The sequence below is a fragment of the Streptomyces hawaiiensis genome (genome assembly GCF_004803895.1).
Classification (GTDB): domain Bacteria; phylum Actinomycetota; class Actinomycetes; order Streptomycetales; family Streptomycetaceae; genus Streptomyces; species Streptomyces hawaiiensis.
This window is the reverse complement of sequence record NZ_CP021978.1, coordinates 3,729,233-3,746,453: the sequence shown is the minus strand read 5'-3', so window position 1 is coordinate 3,746,453 and position 17,221 is coordinate 3,729,233. Positions and strand designations below refer to the sequence as shown.

Below are 17,221 nucleotides of genomic sequence, written 5' to 3'. Positions count from 1 at the left end.
TAACTTTCCTGGCCCCGCCCCCTACCCATCAGTACGCCGCTGCCCTACGCTCCCATTGCGCCAGTGTTCACTGGCATGGTTCTCGTGGTGTGTGGAGGTGTCGGCATGGGCGAGCGCGAACACGAGCATGTGCGGGTCGCGGTGGTCGGGTCCGGGTTCGGCGGGCTGGGGGCCGCCGTGCGGCTGCGCCGCGAGGGTGTCACCGACTTCGTCGTCCTGGAGCGGGCGAGCAGTGTCGGCGGCACCTGGCGGGACAACAGCTACCCGGGCTGCCGGTGTGACGTGCCGTCGCATCTGTACTCGTTCTCCTTCGCGCCCCATCCCGACTGGCCGCGCACCTTCTCGGGGCAGGAGCACATCCGCGCCTACCTGGAGCACGTGACCGACGTGTTCCGGCTGCGGCCGCACATCCGCTTCGACTCGGAGGTGAAGCGGATGAGCTGGAACACCGAGCGGCTGTGCTGGGACATCGAGACCAGCGGCGGGAACCTGTCGGCGGACCTGGTCGTGTCGGCCACCGGGCCGCTGTCCGACCCGAAGGTGCCGGACATCCCCGGGCTGGAGTCCTTCCCGGGCAAGGTGTTCCACTCGGCCCGCTGGGACCACGACTACGACCTGCGCGGCAAGCGCGTCGCGATGGTGGGGACCGGCGCCTCGGCCGCCCAGATCGTGCCGTCGATCCAGCCCGATGTCTCCCGGCTCACCCTGTTCCAGCGCACAGCGCCCTGGGTGATGCCCCGCATGGACCGGGCGATCAGCGGCGCCGAGCGGTGGATGCACCGGCAGCTGCCCTTCACCTCGCAGATCAGGCGCGGACTGCTGTGGGGCATCCGGGAGTTGCAGGTCCAGGCGTTCACCAAGCATCCGGGGCAGCTCGGCCTCGTCGAGGACCTGGCCCGGCGCAACATGGCCCGCTCCATCAAGGACCCGGCCCTGCGGGCGAAGCTCACCCCGGACTACCGCATCGGCTGCAAGCGGATCCTGCTGTCCAGCGACTACTACCCGGCGCTCGCGCAGCCGAATGTGGACGTCGTCACGAGCGGCCTCGCCGAGGTCCGCGGCTCGACTCTGGTGGCCGCCGACGGCAGTGAGGCCGAGGTGGACGCGATCGTCTTCGGCACCGGGTTCCACGTCACCGACATGCCCATCGCCGACCGGGTCGTGGGCGCCGACGGGCGCACCCTCGCCGAGACCTGGAAGGGCGGCATGGAGGCCCTGCGCGGCGCCTCGGCGGCCGGCTTCCCCAACTGGATGACGGTCATCGGGCCCAACACCGGCCTCGGGAACTCCTCGATGATCCTCATGATCGAGTCCCAGCTGAACTACCTCGCCGACTACGTCCGCCAGCTCGACGTCCTCGGCCGCCGGGTCGCCCTCGACGCCCGCCCGGACGCCGTGCGCGCCTGGAACCACCGGGTGCAGGAGCGCATGAAGCGCACCGTGTGGAACACCGGCGGCTGCACCAGCTGGTACCTCGACGCGAGCGGCCGCAACACCACCATCTGGCCCGGTACCACCGGCGAGTTCCGGCGGGCGACCAGGCGGGTGGACCTCGCGGAGTACGACGTCCTGCGGGCCCCCGTAGCCGAGAAGACGCAGAAGAAGGCCGCGAAGAAGGCGGGGGTGGACGCGTGAGCCGTCTGCTGTCCGTCGACTCCGGGCCGTACGCCCCGCCCGCCCCCGCGCGCGAACTGACCGCCGTATCGGCTGACGGCGCCCGGCTGCACGTCGAGGTCCACGGGCCCGAGGGCGCGCCCGCCGTCGTCCTCGCCCACGGCTGGACCTGCTCCACCGCCTTCTGGGCGGCGCAGATCCGCGGCCTGGCCGCCGACCACCGGGTCATCGCCTACGATCAGCGCGGCCACGGGCGCAGCCCCGCGACCCCCGCGTGCAGCTCCGACGCACTCGCCGACGACCTGGAAGCCGTCCTCGAGGCCGCCCTCGCGCCTGGCGAACAGGCCGTGGTCGCCGGGCACTCCATGGGCGGGATGACCGTCATGGCGGCCTCCGGCAGAGCCGCTTTCCGCGCGCACGCGGCCGCCGTCCTGCTGTGCAGCACGGGCAGTTCGCAGCTGGTCGCGGCCTCCACCGTCGTCCCCCTGCGGGCCGGGCGGGTGCGGACCTGGCTGACCCGGCAAATCCTCGGCTCCCGCGCCCCGCTCGGGCCGGTCACGCCGCTGGCCCGCCGGATCCTCAAGTACGGGACGATGGGCCCCGGTTCGGCCCCGCACATGATCGAGGCGTGCGCGCGGATCGTGCACGCCTGCCCCCGCAAGGTCCGCCACGCCTGGTCGCAGGTGCTGGATCTGCTCGACCTCGACCACGGCGTGCGGGAGCTGGACGTGCCCACGGCCGTGATCGTCGGGACGGCGGACCGGCTGACGCCGCCGGCGCAGGCCCGGGCCCTGGCCGCCGCGCTGCCGCACTGCACCGGGATCGCCGAACTGCCCGGCATCGGCCACATGACGCCCATCGAGGCGCCCGAACTGGTCACCGGCACCATCCGGGAGCTCGTCCGCACACACATCCAGGTCGTATCCGAGGAGAGCGCATGAGCAGGGTGAGCCTCGAAGGCAAGGTCGCCGTGGTGACCGGGGCGGCGCGCGGCGTCGGGGAGTTGCTGGCCCGCAAGCTCTCCGCGCGCGGTGTGAAGGTGGCGCTGGTCGGCCTGGAGCCGGACGCGCTCAAGCAGGTCTCCGGGCGGCTGCACAGCGACAGCGACCACTGGCACGCCGACGTCACCGACCACGAGGCGATGGCCCGTGTCGCGAGCGAGGTCGAGGAACGCTTCGGCCGGGTCGACATCGTCGTCGCCAACGCCGGTGTCGCCACCGGCGGGCCGTTCGCGGACTCCGACCCGGAGTCCTGGCGGCGGGTGATCGACGTCAACCTGATCGGCTCGGCGGTGACGGCCCGCGCCTTCCTGCCGCTGCTGACGCGGAGCCGGGGCTATCTGCTGCAGATCGCCTCCCTCGCCGCGATCACCCCGGCGCCGATGATGACCGCGTACTGCGCGTCCAAGTCGGGCGTGGAGGCGTACGCGCACAGCCTGCGTGCCGAGGTCGGGCACCGGGGCGTGAAGGTGGGCGTCGGGTACCTCTCGTGGACCGACACCGACATGGTGCGCGGGGCCGACCAGGACGACGTCATGCGGGAGTTGAGGCAGCGGCTGCCCTGGCCGTCCAACAAGACGTACCCGCTGGGGCCGGCCGTGGACCGGCTCGTGGAGGGGATCGAGCGCCGGTCGAGCCATGTGTACGGGCAGTGGTGGCTGCGCGGGATGCAGGGCGTGCGCGGCTATCTGCCCGGGGTCATCGGGACGGTGGGCCAGCGCGAGATGCGACGGTTCGCGGACCGGCTGACGGGCATGCGCACGGGCCTGGTCGGGGCCGGTGGAGCGGCCGATGAACAGCAGCGGAACACGCTCCGTGAGTGATCGACATGCGCAGCGTCACGACCCGTGTGAATCTGAACGAGCCAGATCCCCTCACCCCCAACGGGAGTGAACCCACATGGGTATGAAGGACCAGTTCCAGGAGAAGTCCGAGCAGTGGCAGAACCAGGCTCGCCAGAAGGCGGACCAGGCTCGCGAGCAGGTGCCGGGGCGCAGCCGCCGGCGTGACGAGGACATGGACCCCTCGCAGCCGCAGCGCGACCGTGAGCGCACGGAGCCGCAGCGCGACCGTGAGCGCGAGCAGGAGGACCGCTTCGACCAGGACTTCGACGCCTGACGTTGCGTGCTGAGCGGACTGGGGCGTCCCCGTGCGGGGCGCCCCTTTCCCCTGTCTGTCACGTCCCGGCCCCGGGAGTTCACGTCCTGGGCGGCAGCTTCGGGCGGGAGCGGTCCGGTACGTCGCCGTAGTTCGGCGGCGTCGCCGGCGGGTCGGTCTCCAGCAGCCCGAGCGCCAGTTCCACCGCGTCGGTCAGCTGGGCGTGCCGCCCCTCGGCCCAGTCCAGTGGGGTGCGCAGGACGTCGATGTCGGGGGTGACGCCCTGGTTCTCCACCGACCAGCCGTACGCGTCGAACCAGGCCGCGTTCATCGGCACCGTGATCACCGTGCCGTCGCCCAGCTCGTGGCGGCCGGTCATGCCGACCACTCCGCCCCAGGTGCGCTGCCCCACGACCGGGCCGAGCTTCAGCAGCTTGAACGCGGCGGTGATCATGTCGCCGTCGGAGGAGGTCGCCTCGTCGGCCAGGGCCACGACCGGGCCCCTGGGCGCGTTCGAGGTGTACGACACCGGCTGGGCGTCACGGGTCAGGTCCCAGCCCAGGATCGTCCGGCTCAGCGTCTCGATGACCAGCTCGCTGATGTGACCGCCGGCGTTGCCGCGCACGTCCACGATCAGCGCGGGGCGGGACACCTCCATGCGCAGGTCGCGGTTGAACTGCGCCCAGCCCGAACCACCCATGTCCGGGATGTGCAGATAGCCGCAGCGTCCGCCGCTCAACTCGCGTACCACCGCCCGGCGTTTGGCCACCCAGTCCTGGTAGCGCAGCGGCCGCTCGTCCACGAGCGGGACGACGGCGACCCGCCGGGGCGGGCCCCCGCCCTCCGCCGGGCCCTCCGCCGGGTCGAAGGTCAGCTCCACCGTCGTACCGCCCGCACCGGCCAGCAGCGGGTACGGGCCCGCGTCCGGATCCACCGGGCGGCCGTCCACATGGGTGAGGACCGCGCCCTCCCGGATGCCCGCGCCGGCCAGCGGGGAGCGGGCCTTGGAGTCGGAGGAGTCGCCGAGCAGGATCCGCTTGACGGCCCAGCCGCCGTCCCGGCGTACGAAGTTGGCACCCAGCAGGCCCTGCCGGCGCTGGTAGTGGGGCGGGCCCTCGTTGCGCCGGGCGGCGGTGACGTAGGCGTGGGACGTGCCCAGCTCGCCCAGGACCTCGCGGAGCAGGTCGGCGAACTCGTCGGGAGACGCGACCCGTTCGACCAGCGGGCGGTACTGGTCCAGCACCCCGTCCCAGTCGATGCCGCACATGCCCGGGTCCCAGAAGTAGGCCCGGATCAGCCGCCCGGCCTCCTCGTACGCCTGCCGCCACTCCGCCGCCGGGTCGGCCGTGTGCAGGATGCGGCGCGCGTCGATCCATACCGTCGAGTCGGAGTCGCCCGGCTCGTTGGCGGGGACCGCGCGCAGCTCGCCCTCGTCGACGATCACCAGCCGGCTGCCGTCGCCGCTGACCGCGAACCAATCGAGGTGCTGGGCGAGTTCGGACTTCCTGGCCTTGGTGACGCCGAAGTGCTCCAGGGTCGGCCGGCCGCTGGTGTCGTCCGGGTTGGCGAACGTCTCGCCGAGGGCGCCCGAGATCGGCCAGCGCAGCCACACCAGCCCGCCGCCCGCCACCGGGTGCAGCGCCGAGTACTTGGAGGCGGCCACCGGGAACGGCGTGACGCGGCTCTCCAGCCCCTCGGCCTCGACGGTCACCGCCCCGTTGTCCCCGTTCTCGTCGTCCTCCACCGGGTCCAGGCCCCCGGCGGCCGGGCGGCCCTCCGGGTTCACCGCGAACGGGGAGGGCGTCGCGGAGGACAGCGGCACGAGGTACGGGCGGCAGCCCAGCGGGAAGGACAGGTCGCCGGTGTGCACGTCGTAGACCGGGTCGAAGCCGCGCCAGGACAGGAAGGCGAGGTAGCGGCCGTCGCGCGTGAAGACCGGGTTCTCGTCCTCGAAGCGGCCGTTGGTGACGTCGACGACCAGCCGGTCCCCTTCCGCCGTTCCGGCGAGCCGGGCCATCTTGATCTGCCGCAGGCTCCGCCCGACGCCCGGGTGCGACCAGGTCAGCCACGCCCCGTCCGGGGAGAACGCGAGGTCGCGCACGGGCCCGTTGACCGACCGGATCAGCTCGGTGACCTCGCCGTCGGAGTCCTCGGTGACGTCGACGAGGAGGAGCCGGCCGTCGTGCGAGGCGACCGCCAGCCGCTCGCCCTCCGGGTCCGAGACCAGCTCGCGCACCCGGCCCAGCGCGCCCGGGGCGAGCCTGCGGGGCGCCCGGTCGCCGCTGGCCCGGGGCAGGGAGGCGATCTCGATGGCGTCCTCGCCCTCGGCGTCCGTCACGTACGCCACCCGCCCGCTCCCGCCGAGCATCTCCGGCAGCCGCACCCGGACGCCGGGGGTGTCGGTGAGGGTGCGGGCCGGGCCGTCCCGGTGGGTCAGCCAGTACAGGCTGCCGCGCACGACGACGGCGCTCGCCCGCCCGGTCTCGTCGACCGAGAGCCCGTCGACGTGCCGGGATGCCGCCACCTGGTAGGGGCGCCGCCCCGCCCGCGGCCCGCTCAGCCGTACGTCCAGCCGGCGCGGCTCGGAGTCCGGGGACAGGTCGTCCACCAGCCACAGGTCGCCGCCGCACTGGTACACCACCCGGGTGCCGTCGCTGGCGGCGTGCCGGGCGTAGAAGGCGTCGTGGTCGGTGTGCCGGCGCAGGCCGGAGCCGTCGTAGGCGCAGGAGTAGAGGTTGCCGACGCCCTCGTGGTCGGAGAGGAACGCGATGCGGCCGCCGACGAACATGGGCGAGTGCAGATGGCCGCCGAGGCCCTCCAGCAGCCGTTCGCCGTGCAGCCAGAGCCTGCCCATGGCCCCGCCGCGGTAGCGCTTCCAGGAGGCCGGTTCGTGCGGCGGGGTGCCGGTGAGGAGCAGGGACCTGCGCTCCCCGTCCACGTCGGCGACCTGGATGTCGGCGACCGGCCCCCAGGGCAGTTTGCGGCCCGGGTCGCCGCCGGGGGAGAGCTTGTAGGCCCAGGTGAAGTAGGAGAAGGGCTCGCCGTGCGAGGCCACGGCGAGGATCTCGCCGTCCGGGGTCCAGCCGCAGACCCGGGTGTCGGCGCTGCCCCAGTGGCTCACCTGGCGGCCCGGGCCGCCGTCGACCGGGACGACATGGACCTCGGGCACCAGACTGCGCCAGCTCGTCCAGGCGAGGTGGCGGCCGTCGGGCGAGAAGCGCGGGTGGCCCGCCTTGGTGCGGTCGACGGTGATCCGCCAGGCCCGGCCGGGGGCGTCGAGCGGGGCGAGCCAGAGGTCGTCCTCGGCCACGAAGCACAACAGGTCGTCATGGAGGTGCGGCAGACGCAGATAGGTCACCTGACCATGCTTTGCCCGGGCGTGAAGCGCAGCAAGTTATGACAAAGCGGCCACCGTGACCCAGCACACGTACGAAACGGTTTCGTTTCTATGAGGGGTGCGCTACCTTCGTCACGTACGAAACCGTGTCGTCCGGAGTCAGGCAGGTGAGAGAGATGGCTGAGGTCGCCACCGCGCGTCGCAGTCGGATCACCCCCGAGCGTGAGGCCGAGCTCTACGCGGCCGTGCTCGACCTGCTCCGCGAAGTCGGCTACGACGCCCTCACCATGGACGCCGTGGCCGCGCGCACCCGGTCCAGCAAGGCCACCCTCTATCGCCAGTGGGGCGGCAAGCCCGAGCTGGTGGCGAAGGCGATCCGGCACAACAAGCCGGGCAACATCTCCGACATCGACACCGGGTCCCTGCGCGGCGACCTGCACGCCCTCACCTCCCGTGAGGACGACTGCACCATGCAGCAGAACGCCGCGCTGATGCGGGGCCTGTTCATGGCGGTGCACGCCAATCCGGACCTCCTCCAGGCGTTCAAGGAACTCCTCGTGGAGCCGGAGATGGAGGAGTTCCACCGGGTGGTGCGGCGGGCCGTCGACCGAGGCGAGGTCCGCGCCGACTGCCCGGCGCTGGACTACGTCATGCACATGCTCATCGGCGCGTTCGCGACGCGCACGCTGATCGACGACCAGCCGCCGACGCGGCAGTTCCTCATCTCGTACATCGACGCCGTGGTCCTCCCCGCCCTCGGCATACCCACCGAGTAGTCCCCCTCAGCTAGCCCCTACCTGACGTATCCGCTCACGTCGTCGGGCTGATCACCCCTGCCCTGAAGACCCCACGACTGACCGGGAGTACGCCCTCGTGGCCACTTTCCTCTACAAACTCGGCCGGCTCTCGTTCCGGCGGCGGCACTTCGTCGCCCTGATATGGGTGGCCCTGCTGACCCTCGCCGGTGTCGGCGCGGCCAGTGCCCCCACCGCGGGCAACAGCTCGTTCTCCATCCCCGGCACCGAGGCCCAGAAGGCCTTCGACCTGCTGGAACAGCGCTTCCCCGGCACCAGTGCCGACGGGGCCACCGCACGCGTCGTCTTCAAGGCGCCGAGTGGCGAGAAGATGACCGACCCCGGCAACAAGGCGACGGTCCAGGACACGGTGAAGGAGCTGTCCGACGGCTCCGAGGTCGTCCGCGTCACCGACCCGTACCAGGCGAAGGCTGTCAGCAAGGACGGCACGATCGCCTACGCGCAGGTGTCGTACAAGGTCTCCGGCATGGAGCTGGACGACGCCGCGAAGGACGCCCTCAAGGACAGCGCGCAGGACGCGCGCAAGGCCGGGCTGACCGTCGAGATCGGCGGTGACGCGCTCCAGGCCGTCCCGCACACCGGCTCCAGCGAGATCATCGGCATCGCGGTCGCCGCGGTCGTCCTGGTCATCACCTTCGGCTCGCTGGTCGCGGCCGGCCTGCCGCTGCTGACGGCGCTCATCGGCGTGGGCATCGGCGTTTCCGCGATCGCGGGCCTGGCCAGTGCGCTGGACCTGGGCACGACCACCTCCACCCTGGCGATGATGATCGGCCTGGCCGTCGGCATCGACTACGCGCTGTTCATCGTCTCCCGCTACCGCGCCGAGCTGGCCGAGGGCCGCGAGCGCGAGGAGGCGGCGGGCCGGGCCGTCGGCACGGCGGGCTCCGCGGTGGTCTTCGCGGGTCTGACCGTGGTCATCGCCCTGGTGGGCCTGTCCGTCGTCAACATCCCGATGCTGACGAAGATGGGTATCGCGGCGGCGGGCACGGTGGCCATCGCGGTGCTGATCGCCCTGACGATGGTCCCGGCACTGCTCGGCTACGCGGGCCGGAAGGTGAAGCCGATGGGGGAGAAGGGCAAGCTCCTCGGCCGGGCGAAGAAGCAGGACCAGCCGGCCGAGCCGGCCAAGCCGAACCTGGGCACGCGCTGGGCGAGCTTCGTCATACGCCGCCCGGTCGCGGTGCTGCTGCTCGGCGTCATCGGCCTCGGCGCGGCGGCCGTTCCGGCGGCCTCCCTCGAACTGGGTCTGCCCGACGACGGTTCCCAGCCCACCTCCACCACCCAGCGCCGCGCCTACGACCTGCTGTCCGAGGGCTTCGGGCCGGGCTTCAACGGCCCGCTGCTGGTCGTCGTCGACGCGAAGGGCAGCGACGACCCGAAGGCCGTCTTCACCGAGACCGGTGACGCGATCAAGGGCCTGAAGGACGTCGTGACGGTGACGCCTGCGCAGCCCAACAAGGCCGGTGACACCGCCACCATCACCGTGATCCCCGGCTCCAAGCCCTCCTCCGTCACGACGGAGAACCTGGTGCACGGCATCCGGGACGCTGGCGCGGGCATCAAGGCCGACACGGGCGCGAACGTCCTGGTCACCGGCAGCACGGCGATGAACATCGACGTCAGCCAGAAGCTCAACGACGCGCTGGTGCCGTATCTGGTGCTGGTGGTCGGCCTGGCCTTCCTCCTGCTGATCGTGGTCTTCCGCTCGATCCTGGTCCCGCTGAAGGCGGCCCTCGGCTTCCTCCTGTCGGTGATGGCGGCCCTCGGCGCGGTCGTCGCGGTCTTCCAGTGGGGCTGGCTGGCGGGCCTGATGGGTGTGGAGCAGACCGGACCGGTCATGTCGATGATGCCGATCTTCATGGTCGGCGTGGTCTTCGGCCTGGCGATGGACTACGAGGTGTTCCTGGTGACCCGGATGCGGGAGGCCTACGTCCACGGCGAGAACCCCGCGCAGGCCGTGGTCACCGGGTTCCGGCACGGCGCGCGGGTCGTCACCGCCGCCGCGGTCATCATGATGGCCGTCTTCGCCGGCTTCATCGGATCGTCCGAGTCGATGGTCAAGATGATCGGCTTCGGCCTCGCGATCGCGGTCTTCTTCGACGCGTTCATCGTCCGCATGGCCATCGTCCCGGCCGTCCTGGCCCTCCTCGGCCGCAAGGCCTGGTGGCTGCCGAAGTGGCTCGACCGCGCGCTGCCCGATGTGGACGTCGAGGGCGAGGGCCTGCGCGCCGCCTCCGGCGACGACGACGGCGACAGGCAACTGGTCGGCGCCTGACCCTTCGTGAGAGACCGGCCGGTGAGGGCATCGTGGGGACGGGGCCCTCACCGGCTTCTTTCGAGAGCCCCGGGACTCCCCACGTGACGGTCGCCTCCGCCATGTGGGGAGTCGTTCCTCGCGTACGTCACCGAGTGACCGTCGGCCCGCCAGGGCTTCCTACGCTGCCTGGGGGTGGAGGACCACCTTCGTGTAGCCCTCGATGCGCTTGTCGAACTTCTCGTATGCCGACGAAGCCTGGTCGAGCGGCAGTTCGTGCGAGACGACGAAGCTCGGCTTCGCGCGATCCTCGATGATCATGTCCCGAAGGTGTCGGTTGTACCGCTTGACGTTGCACTGCCCGGTGCCCATGCGGAGCCCCTTCTCGAAGAGGCGTCCGACGGCGACCATCAGCATGCCCTTCTTGGCCTGCTCGTCGGGACCGCCCGGGTCGCTCGGGACGTACAGGCCGGGGATGCCGAGCGCGCCCGTCGGCCGGACCGTGTCGACCAGGGAATTCAGCACGATCGCCGGTTCCTCACGGTCCTCGCCCTGCGCCTGGGCCTGGTAGCCCACGGCGTCGATGCCCTTGTCGGTCCCCTGGCCGTCGGTCTGCTCCCTGATCTGCTCCGCCGGGTTGCCCTGGGTGAAGTCGATCGGGATCGTGCCGATCTCCTCGGCCTTCTGGAGACGTTCCGCCACCCGGTCGACCACGAACACCTTGCTCGCACCGCGCAGCATCGCGGAGTAGGCGGCCATCAGCCCGACCGGACCGGCGCCGTACACGGCGACCGTGTCACCGGGGCGCACGTCGGCCAGTTCGTTGCCGTGGTAGCCCGTCGGGAAGATGTCCGCGAGCAGGACGAAATCGGTCTCCTTCTCGGTGCCCTCCGGGAGCTTGAGGCAGTTGAAGTCGGCGTACGGGACCCGTACGTACTCCGCCTGGCCTCCGGTGTAGGGCCCCATCGCGACGTAGCCGTAGGCGCCCCCGGCGAAGCCCGGGTTCACCGTCAGGCAGAAGCCCGTGTAGCCCGCCGAGCAGTTCTTGCAGAAGCCGCAGGCCACATTGAACGGCATGACCACCCGGTCGCCCTTGCTGAGGGTGGTGACCCCCTCTCCTGTCTCCTCGATGACGCCGAGGTTCTCGTGGCCGAACACGATGCCCGGCTCCGCGGCCGTGCGGCCCTCGTACATGTGCAGGTCGGAGCCGCAGATGGCCGTTGACGTGACCCGGACGAGCACATCGTTCGGGTGCTGAATCCGTGGATCCTCCACTTGCTCGATCGCTACCTCGAAGGGCCCTTTGTATACGACAGCCCTCATGGTGAAGCACCTCCGTCTGTGCCGTAGCTCATATACCAGGCTGGTGCATGATGAGAGGATTTGCACCCAGAGGAGAAAGGAAGTAGGGCTTTGTCTCGTCGTATCGGAACCCTTCTCGTGGCGGTCTCCGGACTGTCCGGCACCACCTACCCTGTCGGGACCCGTGTGGCCATCCAGGGCACCGGCGGATCCGTCGACGGCTTCGTCGACGGCGACTGGCTGCCGCTCGCCTGGTGGGAGTTCGCGGACGTCCGGCCGGAGGACGCCACCGGCTGAAACGGCCTCGCTTGTCCTCTACACGTACCGCTAGCGTGCAGGGCATGACGACGACAGCCGCCACCGACGCCGAGGGCTCCGGAGCCCACCCCCGTTTCGCCGAGGCCCTGCGGGAGCTCGGGCTCGGAGATCTCGTGAGTCAGATCCGCCGCTTCCCCGATGCCACCCGTACCGCCGCCGAGGCCGCCGCCGCGGTCGGGTGTGAGCTGAGCCAGATCTGCAAGTCGCTGATCTTCGCCGCCGATGGGGTGCCGGTGCTCGTGCTCATGGACGGGGCCTCCCGGGTCGACCTCGAACTCGTCCGCAAGGAACTCGGCGCCGACAAGGTCACCCGGGCCAAGGTGGACGTCGTACGGGAGACCACCGGGTACGCCATCGGCGGGGTGCCGCCCTTCGGGCACCGGAGCAGGACCCGCGTGCTCGCCGACCGGTCCCTGCTGGAGCACGACGTCGTCTGGGCCGCGGCCGGCACGCCGTACACCGTGTTCCCGATGGCCCCCGAAGACCTCGTCGCCCACGCCGAGGGCACCCTGGTGGACGTGCGCGAGCGCACCTTGTGACCCCCCTGGTCACCGCCGCTGTCCTGCTCGCCGCGGTCACCCACGCCAGCTGGAACGCCATCGCCCACAAGATCACCGACAAGCTGGCCGGCTTCGCGCTGATCTCGGGCGGGGGCGTCGTCATCGGGCTGGCACTCACCCCCTTCGTGGACTTCCCGGCGGCCGGGGCCTGGCCGTATCTGCTCGCCTCCGCCGCCGTCCACATCGCCTACTACGCCCTGCTGATGACGTCCTTCCGGCTGGGTGACTTCGGGCAGGCCTATCCCATCGCCCGGGGCACCGCGCCCCTTGTCGTGACCCTGCTCGCCGCTCTCTTCGCACACGAGGTGCCCGACGGGTGGGCCGCCGCCGGGATCGCCGTGTCGTGCGCGGGGCTGACCGGCGTTGCCCTGTGGGGACTGCGCGGGCGGCGGCCCGACTGGGCGGCGATCGGGGCGGCCCTGGCGACCGGGCTGACCATAGCGGTGTACACCGTCGTCGACGGGCTGGGCGTGCGGGCCTCCGGGTCCTCCCTCGGGTACATCGCCTGGCTGATGGCGATCCAGGGCGTCGTCATCCCCGCGTATGCGTTGTGGCGTTGGCGCGGGCAGACCGTCACCCTGCTGCGGCCGTTCGCCGGGGTCGGGGTGCTCGGCGCCGCGCTGTCCGTCGCCGCCTACGCCCTCGTCCTGTGGGCCCAGACCAGGGCCGAGCTCGCCCCCATCGCGGCCCTGCGCGAGTCGTCGATCATCGTGGGCGCGGCGATCGGGGCCGTGTTCTTCAAGGAGCGGTTCGGCGCGCCGAGGATCGCGGCGGCCGGGCTGCTGGTCGTCGGGATCGGGCTGATGCTGCACGCCGGATAGGGGTTCGCCAGGCGGGTGCGCCCGGCCGGTGCGAGGAGCACCCTGGAACTAAGCGTTCCGGAGGTGATGGTCATGATGCGCACCACAGTGGGATGGCACGTCGAGATGGAGTTCACGGAGGACGACCAGCACACGCGAGCGGCCGCGATGGTCCGCCTGCCCGACGGCACCGAGGTAAGGGCGCACGGGCACGCGAGCCGGCACCGGACCGACGCCAATCAGCCGAGAGTCGGGGAGGAGATCGCCGGAGCCCGGGCGCTCAACGAACTCGCCATGCGGTTGCTGACCAAGGCCCACGAGGAGATCGACCAGGCGTCCGGCCGGACCTCCCACCCCATCCACGTCTAGACGCACCCAGCCCTAGAGGTCCAGCACTCCCCGCACCGCCCGCACCAGCCCCTGCGCCCGCGGGTCCGCCGTCACCGTCTTGCGGAAGCCGTTGGTGACGTAGCCGAAGGCGACGCCCGTCTCCGGGTCGGCGAAGCCGAGGGCACCGCCGCGGCCCGGGTGGCCGAAGGAACCCGGGGTGAGGAGCGGCGAGGCGCTGCCGTGCAGCATGTAGCCGAGGCCGAAGCGGGTGCCGACCACCAGGACCCGGTCGGGGCCCGCCGACTCCTCGGCCCGGGCCATGTCCACCGTCTCCGGCGTGAAGAGCCGTGCGGCGCCGGCCGTGTCGCCGATCAGGGTCGCGTAGAAACGGGCCAGTCCGTCCGCCGTCGCTATCGCGTTCGTCGCGGGGAGGGCGGTCGCGTGGTAGGCGGGGTCGTTCTGGTCCGGGAACGGGGAGATCGCGGCGAACGCCCGGCGCGTGAGGGAGGCCGGATCCTCGTAGGCCTCGGTGACCGAGCGCTTGGGGCGGGCGCGCAGGCCCCCGGTCGGCTCGGCCCCCTCGACGCGGCCCACGCGTCCCACCCGGTCGGCCTCCGACTCCGGCAGGCCGAGCCAGAGGTCCAGCCCCAGCGGTCCTGTGACCTGCGACGCGAGCCACTCCCCGGCGCCCTGCCCGGTCACGCGCCGCACCAGTTCGTCGAGCAGCCAACCGTAGGTGAGCGCGTGGTAGCCGTGGCCGGTGCCGGGCTCCCAGACGGGCGCCTGAGCGGCGAGCGCCTCCGGGCCCTTCAGCGGGTCGAGGGCGTCCTGCGGGGTGAGCGGCCGGTCGAGGACCGGCAGCCCGGCGCGGTGGTTCAGCACGTGCCGGACCAGCACCCGCTCCTTGCCCCGCGCCTTGAACTCGGGCCAGTAGTGCCCCACCGGCGCGTCCAGGTCGAACTGCCCGCGCTGGTGCAGCAGCAGAGGTACGGCGGCGGCGACCCCCTTGGTCGCCGAGCGCACGACCTGGGCGGTGCCGCGCTCCCAGGGAGCCGTGCCGTCGACGTCCTTGGTGCCGCCCCACAGGTCGACGACCTTCTGCCCGTCCCGGTAGACGGCGACCGCGGCGCCCCGGTCCCCGAGTGTGGCGAAGTTCCGTACGAACGCGTCCCTCACCGGCTCGAAGCCCTCGGCCACTGTGCCGTGCACGTCCACGCCCGTACTCCTCGTCTCGCCGCTGTGCCGTGGTGCTCCCCTCTAGCCAAGCAGGATGGTCACGTCGATGTTCCCGCGGGTCGCGTTCGAGTACGGGCAGATCTCGTGGGCCGCGTCGACCAGCCTGGTCGCGAGGTCCGGGTCGACGACCGGCAGGGAGACGCTGAGGGCGACCGCGAGGCCGTAGCCGCGCTGCTTGTTGGGGCCGATGCCGACCTTCGCGGAGACCGTGGAGCCGGTCAGGTCGTAGCCCTCGCGGTTGCCGACGAGGATCAGGGCGTTGTGGAAGCAGGAGCTGTAGCCGGCCGCGAAGAGCTGTTCGGGGTTGGTGCCGTTACCGTCGCCGCCGAGCTGCGGGGGCATCGCGACCTTGAGGTCGAGCTGACCGTCCTGGCTGGTGACGTAGCCCTCGCGGCCGCCGTGGGCGGTGGCCTCCGCCACGAACATGATCTTCGTCGGGCGGGTGTCGACGGCGGGGCCGTCAGTCATGCTGTCCTCCCCCAAAACCAGGTGTGCACCAATACATCGTGCACAAGGTACTGGCCGGTAACTCGCCTGTCGTGCCCAGGGGGTGGGAACCGGGGGTAACCCTCAGCGGGCCCGGTCCGCCGCCGACTCCGCCCGCTCGGCCAGCCGCCACAGTTCCGCGCGCAGTCGCCCGGCCTGCGTTCCGTCGAGCCCCGTCGCCGTGAGCAGCGCGCCGGGCACCCGCCCTGCCCGCTCCCGGAGTTCCTCCCCGCACTCCGTCACGGTCACGAGCACCGACCGCTCGTCCCGCGCCGACCGCTCACGCATGACCAGACCGGCCGCCTCCAGGCGCTTCAGCAGCGGCGAGACCGTGCCGTAGTCGAGGCGCAGGGCCGCGGCCAGCTCCTTCACCGTCGTCTCGCCGCGCTCCCAGAGGACCAGCAGCACCAGGTACTGGGGGTAGGTGAGGCCCAGTTCGTCGAGGAGCGGTCGGTACGCCGCCGTCACCGCGCGCTGGGCGGCGTACAGCGCGAAGCACAGCTGCTCGTCCAGCAGCAGTGATCCGTCGCTCTCCTCGTTCGTCACGCGGCCATTGTCACGGACGGGCCGGAGCCGCAGGGACGGAACGCGGATCGAAACCGAACGGCAGCTCCAGACGGTGGGCCCGCATCAGTTCCTCGTCGGAGAGCAGCTCGCCCGTCGGCCCGTCGGCCGCGATCACCCCGTCGCTGAGGATCAGGGAGCGCGTGCACAGCTCCAGGGCGTAGGGGAGGTCGTGCGTGACCATCAGCACGGTCACGTCCAGGGAGCGCAGGATGTCCGCCAGCTCACGGCGGGAGGCGGGGTCCAGGTTGGAGGAGGGCTCGTCGAGGACGAGGATCTCCGGCTCCATCGCCAGGACGGTCGCGACGGCCACCCGGCGGCGCTGCCCGAAGGAGAGGTGGTGCGGCGGGCGGTCCTTGAACCCCGCCATGCCGACCCGCTCCAGCGCCCGCTCCACGCGCTCCTCCAGCTCGGGCCCCTTCAGCCCGGCCGCCGCCGGCCCGAACGCCACGTCCTCCCGGACCGTCGGCATGAACAGCTGGTCGTCCGGGTCCTGGAAGACGATGCCGACCCGGCGCCGGACCTCGGCCATGTTCCGCTTGTCCACGGGCAGCCCGGCGACCCGCACCGTGCCGGCGCCGCCGGTCAGGATGCCGTTGAGGTGCAGCACGAGGGTCGTCTTGCCGGCGCCGTTCGGCCCGAGCAGCGCGACCCGCTCGCCGCGCGCGATCGAGAAGTCGACGCCGAAGAGGGCCTGATGACCGTCGGGGTAGGCGAAAGCGAGGCCCGAGACCTCGAGGGAAGCAGTCACAGGGTCCATCCCAGCAGACAGACGACGAGAGCCGCGCCCGGGAGGGCGAAGGCGTACGACCACTGCGCCCGGGACGCGGTCACCTCGTCGATGACGGGCATGGAGCCGGCGTAGCCGCGGCTGACCATGGCCAGGTGCACCCGCTCGCCGCGCTCGTAGGAGCGGATGAACAGCGCGCCCGCGGACTTGGCGAGGACGCCCCAGTGCTTCACGCCCTTCGCCTCGAAGCCGCGTGACTCCCGGGCGATCCGCATGCGCCGCATCTCGTCGCTGATGACATCGCCGTAGCGGATCATGAAGGACGCGATCTGCACGAGCAGCGGCGGGAGCTTGAGGCGCTGCAGGCCGAGGAGCAGTTCGCGCAGCTCGGTCGTGGCGGCCAGCAGTACCGAGGCCGCGACGCCGAGGGTGCCCTTGGCGAGCACGTTCCAGGCGCCCCACAGGCCGTTCACGCTCAGGGACAGGCCGAGGACCTCGACCCGCTCGCCCTCCGCCACGAACGGCATGAGCACCGCGAACGCGACGAACGGCACCTCGATCAGCAGCCGCCGGAACAGGAAGGCGGCGGGCACGCGCGCGACGCACGCGACGGCCCCGAGCAGCACCGCGTACAGCCCGAACGCCCACATCGCCTCGCGTGGTGTCGACACCACGACCACCACGAAGGCGAACACCGCGGCGAGCTTGGTGTGCGGCGGCAGGCCGTGCACGGGCGAGTGCCCGTGCCGGTACAGCTTGTGCGCGTGCCCGGCTCCCAT

At 71.7% G+C, this 17,221-nt stretch carries 17 protein-coding genes; 10 read left to right on the top strand and 7 right to left on the bottom strand.

From position 1 onward, the window contains the following. Nucleotides 1–105: 105 nt before the first annotated feature. The 4 genes from CEB94_RS17055 to CEB94_RS17040 all read left to right on the top strand — a co-directional run bounded on the left by CEB94_RS17055 (nt 106) and on the right by CEB94_RS17040 (nt 3,731). Complete coding sequence (locus CEB94_RS17055; RefSeq protein ID WP_175433055.1) at nt 106–1,635, top strand: flavin-containing monooxygenase; 1,530 nt, start codon at nt 106–108, stop codon at nt 1,633–1,635. Next, nucleotides 1,632–2,555: an alpha/beta fold hydrolase gene (locus tag CEB94_RS17050; protein ID WP_175433054.1), complete on the top strand. Its 924-nt coding sequence runs from the start codon at nt 1,632–1,634 to the stop codon at nt 2,553–2,555. Before CEB94_RS17055 ends, CEB94_RS17050 begins: the two co-directional genes overlap by 4 nt. Then, nucleotides 2,552–3,436 (top strand): SDR family oxidoreductase, encoded by an 885-nt coding sequence (locus tag CEB94_RS17045; RefSeq protein ID WP_175433053.1) that lies wholly within the window; start codon nt 2,552–2,554, stop codon nt 3,434–3,436. Before CEB94_RS17050 ends, CEB94_RS17045 begins: the two co-directional genes overlap by 4 nt. A 76-nt stretch (nt 3,437–3,512) precedes the next feature. After that, on the top strand, nt 3,513–3,731 hold the full coding sequence (locus tag CEB94_RS17040; protein ID WP_175433052.1) for a hypothetical protein: 219 nt from the start codon (nt 3,513–3,515) through the stop codon (nt 3,729–3,731). Between the two features lie 79 nt (nt 3,732–3,810). On the opposite strand, the gene CEB94_RS17035 is transcribed toward CEB94_RS17040, so the two are convergent. Next, nucleotides 3,811–7,068: a S41 family peptidase gene (locus CEB94_RS17035; protein WP_175433051.1), complete on the bottom strand. Its 3,258-nt coding sequence runs from the start codon at nt 7,066–7,068 to the stop codon at nt 3,811–3,813. 155 nt (nt 7,069–7,223) lie between these two features. Between CEB94_RS17035 and CEB94_RS17030 the strand changes: the two genes are divergently transcribed. Both CEB94_RS17030 and CEB94_RS17025 read left to right on the top strand, forming a co-directional pair. After that, nucleotides 7,224–7,823: a TetR/AcrR family transcriptional regulator gene (locus CEB94_RS17030; protein ID WP_175433050.1), complete on the top strand. Its 600-nt coding sequence runs from the start codon at nt 7,224–7,226 to the stop codon at nt 7,821–7,823. A gap of 97 nt (nt 7,824–7,920) precedes the next feature. After that, nucleotides 7,921–10,137 (top strand): MMPL family transporter, encoded by a 2,217-nt coding sequence (locus tag CEB94_RS17025; RefSeq protein ID WP_175433049.1) that lies wholly within the window; start codon nt 7,921–7,923, stop codon nt 10,135–10,137. A gap of 159 nt (nt 10,138–10,296) precedes the next feature. Here CEB94_RS17025 and CEB94_RS17020 read toward each other — a convergent pair whose 3' ends face one another. After that, on the bottom strand, nt 10,297–11,439 hold the full coding sequence (locus CEB94_RS17020) for a glutathione-independent formaldehyde dehydrogenase (RefSeq protein ID WP_175433048.1): 1,143 nt from the start codon (nt 11,437–11,439) through the stop codon (nt 10,297–10,299). Between the two features lie 90 nt (nt 11,440–11,529). On the opposite strand from CEB94_RS17020, the gene CEB94_RS17015 reads away from it, so the two are divergent. From CEB94_RS17015 to CEB94_RS17000, 4 genes are all read left to right on the top strand, one after another. Continuing rightward, complete coding sequence (locus CEB94_RS17015) at nt 11,530–11,715, top strand: hypothetical protein (RefSeq protein ID WP_102910814.1); 186 nt, start codon at nt 11,530–11,532, stop codon at nt 11,713–11,715. Nucleotides 11,716–11,759: 44 nt separating this feature from the next. Next, a complete protein-coding gene (locus CEB94_RS17010; protein WP_175433047.1) occupies nt 11,760–12,275 on the top strand; it encodes a YbaK/EbsC family protein in 516 nt (171 codons plus the stop codon). Then, nucleotides 12,272–13,117 carry a DMT family transporter gene (locus CEB94_RS17005; protein ID WP_175433046.1) on the top strand — a complete coding sequence of 282 codons (846 nt, stop codon included), beginning with the start codon at nt 12,272–12,274 and terminating at the stop codon, nt 13,115–13,117. The genes CEB94_RS17010 and CEB94_RS17005 overlap by 4 nt, the downstream gene beginning before the upstream one ends. Before the next feature lie 72 nt (nt 13,118–13,189). Next, nucleotides 13,190–13,465 (top strand): DUF1876 domain-containing protein, encoded by a 276-nt coding sequence (locus tag CEB94_RS17000; RefSeq protein ID WP_175433045.1) that lies wholly within the window; start codon nt 13,190–13,192, stop codon nt 13,463–13,465. 12 nt (nt 13,466–13,477) lie between these two features. Here CEB94_RS17000 and CEB94_RS16995 read toward each other — a convergent pair whose 3' ends face one another. From CEB94_RS16995 to cbiQ, 5 genes are all read right to left on the bottom strand, one after another. After that, on the bottom strand, nt 13,478–14,641 hold the full coding sequence (locus CEB94_RS16995; RefSeq protein WP_175433044.1) for a serine hydrolase domain-containing protein: 1,164 nt from the start codon (nt 14,639–14,641) through the stop codon (nt 13,478–13,480). A 42-nt stretch (nt 14,642–14,683) separates the two neighbouring features. Then, nucleotides 14,684–15,130 carry an organic hydroperoxide resistance protein gene (locus CEB94_RS16990; RefSeq protein WP_175433043.1) on the bottom strand — a complete coding sequence of 149 codons (447 nt, stop codon included), beginning with the start codon at nt 15,128–15,130 and terminating at the stop codon, nt 14,684–14,686. Between the two features lie 102 nt (nt 15,131–15,232). Continuing rightward, nucleotides 15,233–15,694 carry a MarR family winged helix-turn-helix transcriptional regulator gene (locus CEB94_RS16985; RefSeq protein ID WP_175433042.1) on the bottom strand — a complete coding sequence of 154 codons (462 nt, stop codon included), beginning with the start codon at nt 15,692–15,694 and terminating at the stop codon, nt 15,233–15,235. Between the two features lie 10 nt (nt 15,695–15,704). Then, nucleotides 15,705–16,472: an energy-coupling factor ABC transporter ATP-binding protein gene (locus CEB94_RS16980; protein WP_175433041.1), complete on the bottom strand. Its 768-nt coding sequence runs from the start codon at nt 16,470–16,472 to the stop codon at nt 15,705–15,707. Beyond that, complete coding sequence (cbiQ, locus tag CEB94_RS16975; protein WP_175433040.1) at nt 16,460–17,221, bottom strand: cobalt ECF transporter T component CbiQ; 762 nt, start codon at nt 17,219–17,221, stop codon at nt 16,460–16,462. The genes CEB94_RS16980 and cbiQ overlap by 13 nt, the downstream gene beginning before the upstream one ends.